The sequence below is a fragment of the Novosphingobium sp. PhB55 genome, from assembly GCF_004368805.1.
Classification (GTDB): Bacteria; Pseudomonadota; Alphaproteobacteria; order Sphingomonadales; family Sphingomonadaceae; genus Novosphingobium.
Map to the genome: position 1 here is coordinate 681,193 of NZ_SODQ01000001.1, position 15,392 is coordinate 696,584.

Sequence of the window (15,392 nt, forward strand, 5' to 3'; positions counted from 1 at the left end):
TTCTCTCCTCATCCGGCCGCTCAGGGGCGGACCATGTAGCCGCCGTCGATGGTGACGGTTTCGCCGGTCATGAACGAGCTGGCGTCCGAACACAGATAGGCGCCGATGCCTTCGAAGTCCGCCGGATAGCCGGTGCGCTTCATCGGGATCGTCGGGGCGAAGTGGGCGGCAACTGCATCGGCGCGCGGGCCGTCGCCCATCATCGGCGTCATGATCAGGCCCGGCGCGACGACGTTGGCGCGGATGCCCAGCGGGGCCAGTTCGATAGCCAAGCAGCGCACCGCCGCCGCAATCGCCGCCTTCGAAGAGGCATATTCCATCTTGCCCGGCAGGCCCTGAAACAGCGAGAGCGAACCGCAAGCGACAAGGCTGCCGCCACTTTCGTCACCCGCTTCGACCCGCTCCTTCATCAGCCGCGCGCCTTCGCGCAGGGTGAAGAAAGCGCCATGGAGCGCGGTGTTCTGGAATTCATGCCAGTGCTCGGTCGGCATCTCGAATACCGAGTTATAGCGGGGACTGGCGCCCGAATTGGCGAAAACGCAGTCCACCCGGCCGAAATCCGCCATGACCTGCTTGTAGCCTTCGACGATGTTCGCTTCCTGCGAAACGTCCACCTGATAGGCGATCACCTTGCCCGCGCCGGCCGCTTCCAGTTCGGCCTTGGCCTTGGCGCTCTTTTCAGCATTGCGGGCCCAGATCGCCACGTCGCCCCCCATCTTGGCGACGCCCATGGCAAAGCCGAAGCCGATGCCGCCGTTGCCGCCGGTCACCACGGTCACCTTGCCCGTGCAGTCGAAAAGGCCCTTGGCCATCATTCTCTCCTCGATCCCGTTACCGGCCTTCCTGCCGGCACTTTCGTTGGCGCGATGTTTCCCGACAGCGGCCTTGTCCCGCAAGCGTGGGGGGAATAGAAATCAGGCCTTATCCAAGCCTCAGGGACACGAATTCGGGCCAAAGACCCGATAGGGACCTGAGGCGTCCGGGAGAATGAGAGATGCCCGCCAGCACGGCCGCCCCGCTGCCGACCATGACTGTCGACGCCGCGCTTTCCGCGCCGGGAATCCATGCCGAAATCGTCCGTTTCGACATTCCCGAACCCACCGACACCCGCCACGCGGTGGGCGCCGGATACCATGTGAACTTGTGTCTTACGCCCCGCCCGCTGCAATCGCGAGGCGGCTATCGCGAGCGTTGGGGGCCGCATCGATTCGAGCGGCTGGGCGACGTGTTCGTGATCCCGCCGGGCGAGTCGCTCTATATCCGGGGCGGGAGCGGGCGGCAGGCATCGCTGGTCTGCACGATCGACGCATCGCTGGTGCACGAACTGCTCGGCCGCGAACTGCCGTGGGACGATGCTCACCTCGCCGCCGCGCTGGATATCGGCAGTGCGCAAGTGCGCGCGCTGCTGTTCCGCATCACCGCCGAAGTGCGCCACCCCGGGCTTGCGTCACGCCGGATGCTGGAACTGCTGGGCGGCGAACTGGCCATCGAACTGGGGCGATATGGCCTGGAGGTCTCCGAAAGGCCGATGACCGGCGGCCTGTCCGGCTGGCGCCTGCGCTTGATCGAGGAGCGCCTGGCCGGAGACCTGACCGCTCCCTCGCTGAAGGAACTGGCCGATTCGTGCGGCCTTTCGGTGCGCCAGCTCACGCGCGGGTTCCGTGTCAGCCGCGCCTGCTCGATCGGAGACTATATAGAGCAGCGCCGCATGGAAGCCGCCAAGCGCCTGCTGATGGAGGGGGAGAGCGTGAAGACGATCGCCTTTTCGATGGGCTTCGCCTCGCCATCCAGCTTCACTTTCGCGTTCCGCCGCGCGGTCGGGGCCAGCCCCAGCACTTTCCGCCAGCGGCAGGGACGCGCCCTGGCCTCAACCTCGGTCGCGGCGTGAGGCTGCTGCCGGTCTTGACCCGGATTCGACATAACGGCCCGATCTGACGCGCCTGCCGCATTGCCAATCGGCCCCGTGCGCAGGCTATCTCGTATCCATGAGGCCGCCGCAGCGGCCCGCACAGAGACACGGGAAAGAGGATCACGCAATGGCCGAGCAACTTACGGCGGACCAGATCGTCGGCGACGCCCTCGTCGAGCAGGCGATGAAGGACACCGGCATCGATGCCTTCGACAACGACACCTGGCGCGAGGGCTTCGACGTCTTCGTAAACGACTTCAACGCCGGAATCGCGCGGGGACAGTACACCGAAGGCGGCATCGCCCGCGCTACCGCCGATACCCTCCACTACCTTCGCGGCCGCCTGAAAATCTCGGACTATTTGCGCCAGAACCCGGAACTGCTCACCCGCCCGGTCGAGCGTCCCGTCTTCGTGATGGGCGTGCCGCGCACCGGCACCACGCTGCTGTCCAACCTGCTCGCCGCCGATCCGGCGCGCCGTTCGCCGCTGACCTGGGAAATCGACGATCCGGTGCCGCCGGTCGCCTCGAAGGACCTGCTGACCACTGATCCGCGCGCGCAGGCCCGTCTGGCGCAGGAAAAGGCCATGCTCGAAGCCAATCCGGCCATGGGCAAGTACTATCGCGGCTCGGCCGTCTATCCGAACGAATGCGTGTTCTTCATGGCGCATGACTTCAAGACGCTGATGATCGATTCCAAGGGCAAGCTGCCGGAATACAAGGAGTTCATCTTCTCCTGCGACATGACCAGCGCCTATGAGTACCACAAGAAGTTCCTCCAGGTGCTGCAGCAGAATGCCGGCGGCGTCTGGAACGTGAAGAAGCCGAGCCACGCGCTCTGGCTGGAAACGATCTTCAAGGTCTATCCCGATGCCCGCGTGCTCTGGGCCCACCGCGATCCCTTCGCCGCCACCGGCTCGCTGTGCTCCGTCATCTCGCTCAGCCACATGGCGCACATGGGCAAGCCGGACACCGCGTGGCTCAAGGAGAACTATACCTGGCAGGCAGCCGAACACGCCAACCGGATCATGGATTTCCGCGACAAACACGGCGAGGACAAGGTGATCGACGTCCACTATGCGGACATGACCGCCGATCCCATCGGCACGATGAAGAAGGTCTACCAGCAGCTCGGCGACGAATGGACCGCCGAGGCCGAGGCCGGCATCCAGCAATGGGTGGACGACAACCCGCAGGACAAGTTCGGCAAGCACGAATACAAGCTGGCCCAGTACGGCATCGAAAAGGCCGAGCTTGATCCGCTCTTCGAACGCTATCTGTCGCGCTACGACGTGGCCCGCGAAGGCTGATCGCCCATCCGCCTACCTAAGCCCATCGCCCCCGCTTTCGCGGGCGATGGCAATTAAGGCCGGGCGCTAGAAACTTTAGGAGAGACTGATGCTCGAAGGCCGTCACTACCAGAACGCCTACGTCTGCGACAATCTGGAAGCCGGGATCGACTTGTTCCGTGGACGCGGGCTGACCCGCGAACCGATGATCATTCCGGTCGATCAGCAAGTGCTCACCCCGCAGGGATTGAAGCGCCAGAAGGGCCGGATCTGCTTCATCTGGATCGGCGAACTCCAGATCGAACTGATCGAAAACGAGATCGATGAGGCGGGCATCTATGCAGGCTGCCAGTCCAACGGCGGCCCGCTGCGCTTCCACCACATCTGCTTCGGCGTCGACGACTGGGCCGATTTCCGCAAGCGCGTGGACGCTCAGGAATTCCCGCTCGCCATGGAACGGCCCGAGGGCGACGATCCCAACGCGCTGAAGTTCCTCTACCTCGATGCGCGCAAGGTCTTCGGACACTACATCGAATATACCTGGATGCCGGACGCCATGTGGCAGCAGATCAAGGCCATGTAAGACAACGGAAAAGCAGGGGCCATCGCCCCTGCTTCCCAGAACTGTATGCCTTGGGCTTGCAGTCTACGTCCCGCGCTCATGTCGAGTTAGACACCAGGAAAAGCCTGCGGCGCGGCTTCAAGCCGTTTCCATTTCCACTTCGCCATAGAGCGTGGTCCGCTGTTTCAGTGAGCGCCCCACACTCTCCGCCGCCGCGCGCAGTTCGGCGATCGTCACGCCCTGCCCATGCGCTGCGCCCGCCGCGCGGCTGATGCTTTCGTCCATCAGCACGCCGCCGAGGTCGTTGGCTCCCGCTGCCAGCACGGCGGCGGCGCCGTCCATGCCCAGCTTCACCCACGAGCACTGGATCGAGTTGATCGCCCCGTTCAGCGCCAGGCGCGCCACCGCGTGCATCATCACCGCCTCGCGCCAGGTAGGTCCCTTGCGGCACTGTCCGCGCCGGTAGAACGGCGCTTCCATGTGGACCAGCGGCAGCGGCACGAACTCCGTGATGCCGCCGGTGTCGAGCTGGAGATGGCGCAAGGCCAGCAAATGCCGCGCCCAGTGCTCGGTACCTTCGAGATGGCCGAACATCACCGTGGAGGTCGTCGGCAGTCCGACCCGGTGAGCGGTGCCGACCACGTCGAGCCATTCCTGCGTCGTCAGCTTGCCGGGGCAGATCTGTTCGCGAATGTCGTCGCAGAGGATCTCGGCGGCGGTGCCGGGCAGCGAGCCCAGCCCCGCGTCCTTCAGCATCGCCAGATAGTCCCGCACCGGCATCCCCAGCGTCCGCGCGCCCTGACTGACTTCGAGCGGCGAGAAGGCGTGGACGTGCAGGCTGGGACAAGCCTCCTTCACCTCGCGCAGGATCGCAAGGTAGGTTTCGCCGGTATAGCTCGGATGAATGCCGCCCTGCAGGCAGACCTCGGTCGCCCCCCGCTCCACGGCCTCTCGCGCCCGGTCGGCGACCTCGGACAGGTCCAGATTATACGGCTTATCGCGGAAACCCGCCTTGCTGCTCGTCTTGGAAAACGCGCAGAACGAGCAGGTGTGCGTGCAGATATTGGTATAGTTGATATTGCGGTTGACCACGTAAGTCACGGTATCGCCGCTGACTTCCGCCCGCAGCGCGTCCGCCGCCGCAACCACCGCCTGCGCCGCAGCACCGCGCGTCGCGAACAGCGCGACGATCTCGTCCTCGCTCAATGTCGCCCCGCTCGCCGCGCGGTCGAGGATACGGTGGAGCGAGGCCGCAACCGGGCCTTCGTGATACCGCCCCAGCGGCGCCCGCACACTGCCCGGCGCATGCTGATCGGCCAGCCCCGGGCTCCAGACACTGTCGCGCGCCAGCCCTTCGGCATCGGCATGGCGCAGCACCGCCGGACGGATCGCCGGATCGAGCCATGACCGATCCTCGCTCATGACGAAGCGCGGATAGACCGTCAGCCGCTCGACCAGCGGCAGGCCCTTCGCGGCGCAGATGGCGCGCAGCCGTTCCACTTCAGGCCACGGCGCCTCCGGGTTCACATGATCGAGCGTGACCGGCGAAATGCCGCCCCAGTCGTCGATTCCCGCGTCGATCAGCTCAACCAGGCGCTCGTCATTGAGATTGGGCGGCGCCTGCACGGAAACCCCGTCCGGCAGCAGGATGCGCGCGGCCGCGACAATGCGCAGGAAATCGGCCTCGCTCGCCTCGGGCGCTTTCGCCATCTTCGTGCCCGGCTTGGGGCAGAAGTTCTGGACGATCACTTCCTGCAAATGGCCATGTTCAAGGTGCAGATCGCGCAGGGCGAGCAGCGCGTCGATCCTCTCCTCCGCCGTCTCGCCAATGCCGATCAGCACGCCGCTCGTCATCGGCATCTTCGCGCGGCCGGCCGCAGCGAGCGAGGCGATCCGCACAGCCGGCTCCTTGTCGGGCGAGCCGTGGTGGCACATGCCCTTTTCCAGCAGCCGCTGCGACGTGCTCTCCAGCATCAGTCCCGCCGACGCCGAAACCGGGCGGAGCATGCGGTAATCGTCTTCCTCCAGCACGCCGGCATTGACGTGCGGCAGCAGGCCGGTCTCTTTCAGCACCAGTTCGGCGCAGTGGCGGACGTAATCGATGGTGCGCGTAAAACCACGCTCCGCCAACCATTCGCGCGCGACGGCATAGCGGCGCTCCGGCGCGTCTCCCAGCGTGAACAGCGCCTCGCGGCACCCCGCAGCCGCGCCGGCGCGGGCGATCTCCAGCACCTCTTCAGGCGTCAGGTAGGGCGCCTCGAGCCGCGAGGGCGTGGTCGCGAAAGTGCAGTAGTGGCAAACGTCGGCGCAAAGGCGCGTCAGCGGAATGAAGACCTTGGGCGAATAGGTCATCCGCGCCGGGCCCTTCGCATCGCGGCGGGCTCTTGCCCGGGCGGTGACCTCCTCCAGCGGAGCGGCCAGCAACCATGCCTTCAACTGGCGGGTCTCATCCTGCATCTGCTCACCCTTCAGATGCCTGCGATGGCAAGCACCTCCTTCGCGAGCCTTTCCCGATCGGCGGCTTCGCGCATCATTGTCTTCGTCACGGTGACCCGAAGGCCCCGTGCCTGCAAGCATGAGACATCGGCCTCATCGGCCTCGTCGATCAAGAGGTGGTCGAGAAGATCGCCCCAATGATCTTGGTAGTGACGGGCGATGGCCTCGTTGCTGACGCCGTGCCCGCGCTCGGCGAGCATCTTGGCGAGCGGCCCTTTGACTGCAGTCCCTCCCACCAGCGGCGAGACCGCGATCACCGGCACCCGCCTCGCCGCCAGCGCGTCCCATACGCCATCGAGCGCAAGAATCGGATCGACGCTGAGAAAGGGGTTGGAAGGGCAGATGATGACGGCGGCGAGGTCGTCCCGCGCCAATGTCTTCGCCAGACAGGGCGACGGCCTCGCACCCGGCACCCCCTCGAAGCGTACATCAAGCACCGGATCAACACATTGATTTCCCACAAACCATCTCTGGAAATCGGTCCATCCCGCATCGGTGAGAACTTGCGTACGCACTGGATCGTCGCTCATCGGCACCACTGCATGGGCAATGCCGAGTTCCCGCGTCAGCCGCGCCGTCACCTCGGAAAGCGTCTCACCTGCGCGCAGCCGCCAGGACCGCGCGATGTGCATGCCCATGTCGCGGTCGCCAAGGTTGAACCAGCCATCTTCGCCCAATGCACGCAGCATGGCCATGGTCTGCCATGTTTCGTCCTTCACGCCCCAACCGCGCACGGTATCGTTGAGCCCAGCCAACGCATAAGTTGCGGAATCCAAGTCAGGACAGATAGTTAGACCAAGATGCTCGAAATCGTCTCCGGTGTTGACGACCAAGGTGAGATCGTCGGGCGCCATGACGGCAGCCAGTCCCGCCGCCAGTTTCGCGCCTCCGACTCCGCCGGACAGTGCGAGAATGTGCTTGCCGCTCATCGAAACATATCCTGCTCAATGGGCCGTAGCCCGCTGACCGCGCCCGGCCCGTCTTCCTCGGTTACCCAGCGTTCGCAGCCGCGCACCAGAGCAGCCGGGGTTCCTTCCGCCCCCTCGCCCATGGCCAGCGCCGCCACGGCCGCAATGGAGTCGGCAACACCGATCACGGTTGCCTGCAAGGTGCGGCCATATAAGTCCTGCGCACGGCCCCGACGGTCTTCCAGTACGGTCAGTCCCGCGCACCCGATCGCAGTGCCCAGCGTCCCGATCCGCCAGGCCCGACCCATCGAATCCGCGATCACGACGCCCACCCTGACTTCACACACGTTCTGAACTTCGGCCCTTAAGGCACGGGCAGAGCCGTCCGGGTCGAGAGGCCAGAGCAGCACGCGGCCACTCTCTCCGCCCTCGACATTGGAGGCATCGATCCCCGCGTTGGCCAGTACGTGGCCCGTCCGGTGCGCTGCGATCACGGCAGCGGGCGTGCGGCGCAGGATCTGTGAGCTTTCCTCCAGTATCGCCTGCATCATCTCCGGCTCCCGTCCGGTGGCGCCTGCAAGTTCAAGTGCTTCCTCAGAAGCGAAGAAACCCGCAAGATCGCGGGCGCGGCCCTCCACCTTGGAGACGATCTTCTGCGCCACCACCAAGATATCGCCATCGCGGAACCGGTCACCTTCAGCCGCAAGGCTCGCGCATATCGCTTGCGCAATCGACATTCCGGTAGCGAACATGGGCAATCCGGCGAGCGGTCGCACGGTCAGTTCTGGATTTCGCTTCATCGGTCTTCCCGAACGCCTTTCTAAAAACCGCCCCATCGGAAACGAAAATGCCGGGAACGACAATGACAACAACCAAGAATTCGCGGGAGAGATAATCTGATGGCAGCAATCGCGGTGATCGGCGGAACCGGAGCGCTCGGCAAGGGTATCGCGCGAAGGCTCGTCAAGGCGGGGCATCAGGTGACCATCGGCTCACGCACGGCGGACAAGGCCCGTGCGGTGGCCGAGGAACTGGGCGCGGCCGGCCATGCCGAGAACGGGGATGCCGCAAAGGGCAAGGATGTGGTGATCGTCGCCGTGCCCCACGCCTCGCAAGGTGAAACGCTGCGGCAGATCACGGGCGTGGTGGGCAATGCCGTGGTCGTCGATACCACCGTGCCGCTGGTGCCCCCCAAGGTCATGCGCGTGCAGCTACCGGCCGAGGGCAGCGCCGCCATGCAGGCGCGCGCGCATCTGGGACCGGACGCACGGCTCGTCACCGCCTTCCATAACGTCTCCGCCCACCACCTCGACAGCGACCATGCGATCGACTGCGACGTGCTGGTCTTCTCGGACGACGTGGAGGCGCGCCAGACAGTGGTGGACCTCTGCCCCGGCATGGGCCTGCGCGGGCTTTCCGGCGGCGCACTGGCCAATTCCGCGGCGGCGGAAGCGCTGACCTCGATCCTCATCTACATGAACAAGACCTACAAGGCCGACGGCGCCGGGATACGCTTCACCAACCTCACCGCAGCGCCGCAAGTGCCGTGAGCTGCTGGGCACTCATCCCGGTCAAGGCGCCGCGTCTGGGCAAGACCCGATTGGCCTCTGCCTTGGACCCAGAGGCGCGCGAGGCGCTGGTTTCCGGGATGCTGCGCCACGTCCTCGACACGGTGAGTGCCTGCCCTGCGATCCAGCGCGTCTGCGTGTTGGGCCCGGCCCGGCCCAATCTCGGCACCGGCATCCTGCGGTTCGACGATCCCGGCCCCGATCTCAATGGCGCGCTGGAAAGCACCATGGCCGCCATCACCGCCGCCGGGCCGGAACGTATCGTCATCCTCCCGGCCGACCTGCCCTGCCTGAGCCTCGCCGACGTGGAGCGACTGGCGCGCCTTCCCGCAGGCACCGTCGGCATCGCCCCCGACCGCCATCACACCGGCACCAACGGCCTGTCCCTGCCGCTGCCCGACGGTATCTGGTTTCCCTTTTCCTTCGGCCAGAACAGTTTTCCAACCCACTGCAATCACGCCATAAATCGCGGACTTACCGTGGAGACGATCGTCTCGTGCGGGTTGGAGAAAGATATAGACCACCCCCTCGATCTCGCGGATGCTGTCCGCCTGCTAAGACGCGTGTTCAACGCCGGACCAGGCCGCCGACCACGCATGGAGCGCCGAAAACGGCCGGCATGATGGGAGAAGCGGTGTGGATGGCACGGTCATCGACCTGACAGGTAAAGTCGTGTTCGTCACCGGCGGCGGCGGCGGCATAGGGCGCTCGATTGCGCTCTGCATGGCAGACATGGGCGCGGACGTCGCCATTCTGGAAGCCATTCCCGAACGCTGCGACCAGGTGGCCGAACTGGTGGAGGCGCGCGGGCGGCGGGCGCTCTGCATCGCAGGCAATGCCATGGACGCGGATGTCGTCCAGAACGCCGTGGCAGAGGCCGCACGCGTGTTCGGCCGGCTCGACGTGCTGGCGAACAATGTCGGCGGCGTCTCGCGGCGGCCCTTCGTAGACCTCGCCGAGAAGAACTGGCGCCGGCACATCGATCTCAACCTGGTGTCCAACCTCGCCGCGACGCAGGCTGCCGTGCCGATCATGATCGAAGGCGGCAACGGCGGCTCGATCATCAATGTCACCAGTATCGAAGGCTCGCGCGCCGCGCCGGGATATGCGGTCTATGCCGCCTGCAAGGCCGGGCTGAACAACCTGACCCGCACCCTGGCCGTGGAACTTGCCCATCACGGCATCCGCGTGAATGCCATCGCGCCGGACTTCACCGAGACGCCGGGCACGCGGGGCCAGTTCGCGGGGCCGGTCGATCCGGCGCTCTGGCACCGGCCGACGCCGCAGCAGGAGGAAGCGATCCGCCGCCGCATTCCGCTGGGCCGAGCCGGAATCGACGAGGAATGCGGCCGCGTTGCGGTGTTTCTCGCCTCCGAACTCGCAAGCTACGTCACGGGCACGATCATCCCCGTCGATGGCGGCACATGGGCTTCCGGGGGCTGGGTCCGTAACGATCGGGACGACTGGGTCCTGCCCCCCGAAGCCGCATCGCGAACGAAAGAAAGCCAGCCATGACCTTCACGCTCAGCACCAGCCTGCCCTTCGATCGCATCGACAAGCCCGAGGAATACGGCACGCTCGAAGCGCTGCAGGAAATCGCGCGCACGGTGGAACGGGCCGGCTTCTACGCCGGAACGGTCACTGACCATCCGGTGCCTTCCGCGCGTTGGTTGGATGCCGGCGGGCACTATGCGCAGGACCCGTTCGTCATGCTTTCGATGCTGGGCGCTGTGACGACCAGGCTGCGCCTGCAGACCAACATTCTCGTCCTGCCCTATCGCAACCCTTTCGTGGTGGCGCGGGGGGTCTCGACGCTGGATCACTTCACGCAGGGCCGCGTGATCCTGGGCCTCGGCGCGGGTTACATGAAAGCCGAGTACAAGGCGCTCGGCGTCGATTTCGATGCGCGCAACGATCTCATGGATGAGTACATCACGGCCATGAAGCTGGCCTGGACCGGCGAGGAATTCACCTTCGAAGGCACGGGCTACACGGCGCTGGGCAACCGCGTCCTGCCTACCCCGGCGCAAAAGCCCCATCCGCCGCTGCTGGTCGGCGGCAATTCGAAGCGGGCCTTGCGCCGTGCTGCAGAGATGGGCGACGCCTGGCACCCCTTCTTCGTGCCCAAGTCGGTCACCGACACGGCGCGCACGGCCAATCTGGAGGGCGACGAGGACATCAGCGAAGCGATCGCCTACATGAACGCCCATGCGGAAAAGATCGGCCGCGCCGAGCCGCCTAAGGTCATCGCCTCATCGACATATTCGATCAAGCCGGGGTGGAACGCGCAGGAAGCGCTGGACCATTTCGCGCACCTGAAGTCGCTCGGCATCCACGGTGCGGGCGCCTCCGTCTACGCCGAAACCCGGGCCGAGTATTGTGACCAGGCCCTGAAGTTCGGCGAAGACGTGATTGCGCGGATCGACTTCTGACGCTCAGGTCACGACGTCGGGCGCCATGCGCCCGGTGTGGCGGGCGATGCCGGCGATTTCCTGCGCGGCGGCGATCTGGGCTTCCAGCATGACGCCGGTATCCGCATCGATCTGGCCGGACGCCGGCTCGTAACGCTCCAGATAGACCCGCAAGGTGGCGCCTTGGGTGCCCGTGCCTGAAAGGCGGAAGACCACGCGGCTGCCGTCCTCGAACAGCACGCGCACGCCCTGGTTCTCGCTGACCGACTGATCCACGGGGTCGGTATAGGCAAAGCTGTCCGCATGGGACACGGTGAGCGATCCGAACCTCTTGCCCGGCAAGTCCGCAAGCGCGCCCTTCAGTTCGGACATCAGGCCAGCGGCAGCCTGGCTATCGACGGCCTCGTAATCGTGGCGGGCGTAGTAATTGCGGCCGAAGCGCGCCCAATGGGTGCGGGCGAGTTGGTCCACGCTGATGTCGCGAACGGCCAGGATGTTCAGCCAGAGCAGCACGGCCCAGAGCCCGTCCTTCTCGCGCACGTGGTCCGATCCCGTGCCCGCGCTTTCCTCGCCGCAGATCGTGACCAATCCGGCATCGAGCAGGTTGCCGAAGAACTTCCAGCCCGTTGGCGTTTCGAAGCACGGGATGCCGAGAGCTTCCGCCACGCGATCCGCGGCGCCACTGGTCGGCATCGAACGGGCAATGCCCGAAAGGCGGCCGCGATAGGCCGGCGCGATTTCGATATTGGCGGCCAGCATGGCGAGCGAATCGGAAGGCGTAACGAAGCGCCCGCGCCCGATGATCAGGTTGCGATCCCCGTCCCCGTCCGATGCGGCGCCCAGGTCCGGCGCATCCGGCCCCATCATGAGGTCGTAGAGTTCCTTGGCGTGAATCAGGTTGGGGTCGGGATGATGGCCGCCGAAATCTTCCAACGGCGTGCCGTTGACCACGGTGCCCGCAGCGAAGCCCAACCGGTTTTCGAGGATCTCGACCGCGTAAGGGCCGGTGACGGCGCTCATGGCGTCGAAGCGCATCGTGAAGCCGCTGGCGACCGCCTTGCGGATCGCGTCGAAGTCGAACAGCTCTTCCATCAGGTCGGCATAGTCGGCGACCGGGTCGATCACCTGCACCACCATATCGCCAACCGTGACTTCGCCCGGCATGTCGAGATCGATGTCCGGCGCGTCCACGGTCAGCCAGAGGCTGATTTCCTTGGTCCGCGCCAGGATCGCGTCCGTCACGCCCTCCGGCGCAGGACCGCCATTGGCGATGTTGTACTTGATGCCGAAGTCCTCATCCGGGCCACCGGGGTTGTGGCTGGCCGAGAGGATCAGGCCGCCGCTGGCGCCGTACTGGCGGATCACATTGCTGGCGGCCGGCGTGGAAAGAATGCCGCCCTGCCCCACCAGTACCCGGGCATAGCCATTGGCCGCGGCCATGCGGATCGCCTGCTGGATCACCGCGCGATTGTGGAAGCGGCCGTCACCGCCGATCACCAGCGCCGCTTCTGCCGAAGCAGCGCCAGACTGCGGCTTCACCACGTCGAACACCGACTGGATGAAGTTCTCGGCATAGTTCGGCTGCTGGAACACGCGCACTTTCTTGCGCAGGCCGGACGTTCCTGGCGCCTGTCCCTCGAAAGGCGTGGTCGGTACGGTGACGATGTCGGTCAAACCCAATCTCCATGCAGGCGTGCGGCGTGAATGCGCGTGTCGGTATAGATAGCCCCTAAGACAATCCGGTTGCACGTCCCTTAAGGCAAATCGCCATCTAAATCAGACCGTTGTCACTCATACTGAAGATACCCCCCCGTGCGACGACGAAATGGTCGTCCAGGCTGAATTCCAGAGCCCCCATCACCTGTCGGAAAGTCCGGGTGGACTGGACGTCGTCGGCACTGGGTGTGGGATCGCCGGAGGGGTGGTTGTGCGCCATCACCAAGCGGCGGGCGTCGAGGTCGAAAGCCCGGCGAACCGTCCGCCGCAAGGGCAGTTCGCAGGTGGATTGGCGCGTGCCGACGTGGAAGTCCTCCGCGATGAACAGGCCTTCATGGGTGAAGAACAGCACCATCACGCATTCCTCGCGGCGGCCGAGCAGCCTTTTGGCGAGATACTGGCGGAAAGCCGGACTGCCCGTCTTCATCGGTTCGCCCAGCAGGGTTTCCCGCCCGGCAACGGCTGCAAGGTCTCGCGCCGCGACGATCACTGCCGCGATGGCGCGGCTGTTGATGCCCGATTCGTCGATTTCGTCCGCCAGCGCCTGGGCCGAAGCGGTGTAGATCGTGCTCAGCGAGCCGAAGCGCCGAATCAGACGGCGGGCAACGACCTCGCTCCCCGCGCCGACGACGGGGCGGAGTATCTGCGCCAGGACGGATAATTGCCCCGTCTCTTCTGCCGCCGCATGTGACATGCCAGGCCCAGGGCCATCGCCAGCAGCTGCACGTAAGATGGTATGATCGACATCACCTGATAGGCCGTCGTCTGGATTTCGACGAGACCCAGCCGATAGAAATGGCTCGAAAAGGCGATGATCTGCGCCCCACCTATCCATAAAGGGTAGAACCTGTTGGCATGAAGCGCGACGTAGCCGATGCCGAGCAGGCTCGACGTGTCGATCGCCAGATGGACGACATCCACCCCGTGGTAGACCAGCAGGTCCGTGCCGCGGCCGAGATGATAGATCCGGTCCACCACGACCATGCCGAGCATGATCCCGGCAAGGACGCGCTCAGGTGCATCGCCGCGCCGCCAGGCCAAGAGGAAGAGTATGAGGTAGAGCCCATATTGAACGTAGGCCCGCGCGCCCCAGGTCAGCATGCAAGCCCCCCATGGCCATGCCGCCCGAAACGCGCGGAACCCGCGATCGTACCTGGGTCGCTTAGGCCGATCGCAACATGGCGGCGTCGTCCACCAGCTGGGCGCGATCCGGGCAGGCTTCCGGCTCGTCGGCAATCGCATTGATGTCGCGGCCGATGCCCAGGAGTTCCTGGTGGACGCGGATCATGTCGTTCTGGCTTTCGAGCAAAGTGCGCTGGGTCTTGGCCAGGCGCATCAGCGCGGTCTGGCCGGTAAACGTGGCGATGCCATCTGCCTGGCGTGCCAGCAGCATCGATTCCATCAGGCGCGCCGAAGCGAGCAGAGCCGAATCGAGCGAAAGTTCGGCCTCGGGAAGCTGGCGCGCGATCCGGGCGGTAGCAGCGGAAATCGTGATCGACATAGTGACCCCCATCCAGCGGCATCGGCCCGTCCGATGCGCGTGTCTCAATCGTGGCAGGAGGCTGGGTCAAAGCAGGCTGCTCAGCTTGGTGGCCAGATCCAGACCGAACACCGCGACGAGGAGCAATCCCCCGGCGATGGCAATCATGGCGGCCGTGCGGCTGAGACCCGCGTTCGCTCCATCGAGCACCTCCGGAACGACCCGGGAGAAATTCTCTTCCTGCCAGGGCGCCGTCACCTTGAATGTGGCGCCGTCGGCAAGCGTGAGCCTTTCGACCAGTTCGTCCCTGCCCCGATCCTCATCGAAGAGGGAAACGGTCGGAACCTGAGGATTCTTCTCTGGTAGCGGATTACAGGCTGCTGCCAGGTCCGGCTGAACCTGTTCCGGTTGAGCCTGGTCCTGTTGAAACTGCCTGTAAGCACGGGCGAGTTCGGCGCGCGGCGGCGATCCGGTGCGGCTGCGAACGCCTTCGATCCGCTGGTTCACGGCGCTTTCGGAAATGCCCAGTTCCCAGGCAATTTCCTTGCTGGTGCGGTTTTCGGCGACGAAGCCCAACACCTCGTGCTGTTTCGAAGTCAGACTGGGAAATATCGCAAGAATGCGTTGAAACTGCGTCATGTCGCCGCCAGCGTCCATTCGCTCAAGTTCCATAACGCTACCGAACCACCCTCGTTCCGTCGTGCCTCATCCGCGCCACCGTTGCCACGCAGTTATAGGTTGTCTGTAAACGTACTATCAACCCGTTACAGGCGCCAATTTAACCACAATGGACTCATCGCCGGGCCACTATGACCAAGGCATGGCGCTGGAATCGATTGCTGAAGACATCGAATCGCGCCGTCAGCCATCCACGACCTAAGTCGGGAACCTTAACCAACCTTGCTCAGGCAACGAGTCGCAACCGATTTCAGCGAATTCCAAGGGAAATTGGATCGGAAATGGACTGATTACCCCGCATCCGGTCAGGAACGGGCGCGAACCAGAGCGCGAGCATCCGGCCACCCCGCACCGACATCTCGGCGCGGACGGACAA

General features: G+C 65.0%; 16 protein-coding genes. 7 read left to right on the forward strand and 9 right to left on the reverse strand.

Annotated elements, in window-relative coordinates:
* Window positions 1-20 precede the first annotated feature (20 nt).
* Complete coding sequence (locus tag EDF57_RS03255) at window positions 21-812, reverse strand: SDR family oxidoreductase (RefSeq protein ID WP_134093057.1); 792 nt, start codon at window positions 810-812, stop codon at window positions 21-23.
* 182 nt (window positions 813-994) lie between these two features.
* Here EDF57_RS03255 and EDF57_RS03260 point away from each other — a divergent pair, with 182 nt between their 5' ends.
* The 3 genes from EDF57_RS03260 to EDF57_RS03270 all read left to right on the forward strand — a co-directional run bounded on the left by EDF57_RS03260 (window position 995) and on the right by EDF57_RS03270 (window position 3,780).
* Window positions 995-1,888, forward strand: coding sequence for an AraC family transcriptional regulator (locus EDF57_RS03260; RefSeq protein WP_134093058.1), 894 nt, complete (start codon window positions 995-997; stop codon window positions 1,886-1,888).
* A gap of 148 nt (window positions 1,889-2,036) precedes the next feature.
* The gene (locus EDF57_RS03265) at window positions 2,037-3,218 is read left to right on the forward strand and encodes a sulfotransferase (protein ID WP_134093059.1); all 1,182 of its coding nucleotides are present in this window, start codon (window positions 2,037-2,039) and stop codon (window positions 3,216-3,218) included.
* A gap of 88 nt (window positions 3,219-3,306) precedes the next feature.
* On the forward strand, window positions 3,307-3,780 hold the full coding sequence (locus EDF57_RS03270; RefSeq protein ID WP_134093060.1) for a VOC family protein: 474 nt from the start codon (window positions 3,307-3,309) through the stop codon (window positions 3,778-3,780).
* A gap of 117 nt (window positions 3,781-3,897) precedes the next feature.
* On the opposite strand, the gene cofH is transcribed toward EDF57_RS03270, so the two are convergent.
* From cofH to cofE, 3 genes are read right to left on the reverse strand one after another with little or no spacing between them, the layout of a single operon-like run.
* Window positions 3,898-6,216 (reverse strand): 5-amino-6-(D-ribitylamino)uracil--L-tyrosine 4-hydroxyphenyl transferase CofH, encoded by a 2,319-nt coding sequence (gene cofH / locus EDF57_RS03275; protein WP_134093061.1) that lies wholly within the window; start codon window positions 6,214-6,216, stop codon window positions 3,898-3,900.
* Window positions 6,217-6,227: 11 nt separating this feature from the next.
* A complete protein-coding gene (cofD, locus tag EDF57_RS03280; protein ID WP_134093062.1) occupies window positions 6,228-7,184 on the reverse strand; it encodes a 2-phospho-L-lactate transferase in 957 nt (318 codons plus the stop codon).
* The gene (gene cofE, locus EDF57_RS03285) at window positions 7,181-7,963 is read right to left on the reverse strand and encodes a coenzyme F420-0:L-glutamate ligase (protein ID WP_134093063.1); all 783 of its coding nucleotides are present in this window, start codon (window positions 7,961-7,963) and stop codon (window positions 7,181-7,183) included. Before cofE ends, cofD begins: the two co-directional genes overlap by 4 nt.
* 99 nt (window positions 7,964-8,062) lie before the next feature.
* Here cofE and npdG point away from each other — a divergent pair, with 99 nt between their 5' ends.
* Genes npdG through EDF57_RS03305 form a run of 4 tightly spaced genes read left to right on the forward strand, consistent with a single transcriptional unit; the run spans window position 8,063 to window position 11,163 of the window.
* Window positions 8,063-8,713: an NADPH-dependent F420 reductase gene (npdG, locus tag EDF57_RS03290; protein ID WP_134093064.1), complete on the forward strand. Its 651-nt coding sequence runs from the start codon at window positions 8,063-8,065 to the stop codon at window positions 8,711-8,713.
* Window positions 8,710-9,354 carry a 2-phospho-L-lactate guanylyltransferase gene (gene cofC, locus EDF57_RS03295; RefSeq protein ID WP_132263201.1) on the forward strand — a complete coding sequence of 215 codons (645 nt, stop codon included), beginning with the start codon at window positions 8,710-8,712 and terminating at the stop codon, window positions 9,352-9,354. The genes npdG and cofC overlap by 4 nt, the downstream gene beginning before the upstream one ends.
* Window positions 9,355-9,367: 13 nt before the next feature.
* Window positions 9,368-10,246: an SDR family oxidoreductase gene (locus EDF57_RS03300; RefSeq protein ID WP_132263203.1), complete on the forward strand. Its 879-nt coding sequence runs from the start codon at window positions 9,368-9,370 to the stop codon at window positions 10,244-10,246.
* Window positions 10,243-11,163, forward strand: a complete 921-nt coding sequence (locus EDF57_RS03305) for an LLM class F420-dependent oxidoreductase (protein ID WP_134093065.1) — start codon at window positions 10,243-10,245, stop codon at window positions 11,161-11,163. Before EDF57_RS03300 ends, EDF57_RS03305 begins: the two co-directional genes overlap by 4 nt.
* Window positions 11,164-11,166: 3 nt before the next feature.
* On the opposite strand, the gene EDF57_RS03310 is transcribed toward EDF57_RS03305, so the two are convergent.
* The 5 genes from EDF57_RS03310 to EDF57_RS03330 form a co-directional block, all read right to left on the reverse strand.
* Window positions 11,167-12,816 (reverse strand): alpha-D-glucose phosphate-specific phosphoglucomutase, encoded by a 1,650-nt coding sequence (locus EDF57_RS03310; protein ID WP_134093066.1) that lies wholly within the window; start codon window positions 12,814-12,816, stop codon window positions 11,167-11,169.
* Between the two features lie 97 nt (window positions 12,817-12,913).
* Window positions 12,914-13,552: a JAB domain-containing protein gene (locus EDF57_RS03315; RefSeq protein ID WP_134093067.1), complete on the reverse strand. Its 639-nt coding sequence runs from the start codon at window positions 13,550-13,552 to the stop codon at window positions 12,914-12,916.
* Window positions 13,450-13,959 (reverse strand): hypothetical protein, encoded by a 510-nt coding sequence (locus EDF57_RS03320; protein WP_134093068.1) that lies wholly within the window; start codon window positions 13,957-13,959, stop codon window positions 13,450-13,452. The genes EDF57_RS03315 and EDF57_RS03320 overlap by 103 nt, the downstream gene beginning before the upstream one ends.
* Window positions 13,960-14,020: 61 nt before the next feature.
* On the reverse strand, window positions 14,021-14,371 hold the full coding sequence (locus tag EDF57_RS03325; RefSeq protein WP_243840850.1) for a hypothetical protein: 351 nt from the start codon (window positions 14,369-14,371) through the stop codon (window positions 14,021-14,023).
* A gap of 54 nt (window positions 14,372-14,425) precedes the next feature.
* Window positions 14,426-14,995: a helix-turn-helix transcriptional regulator gene (locus EDF57_RS03330; RefSeq protein ID WP_132263209.1), complete on the reverse strand. Its 570-nt coding sequence runs from the start codon at window positions 14,993-14,995 to the stop codon at window positions 14,426-14,428.
* Between the last annotated feature and the right edge of the window lie 397 nt (window positions 14,996-15,392).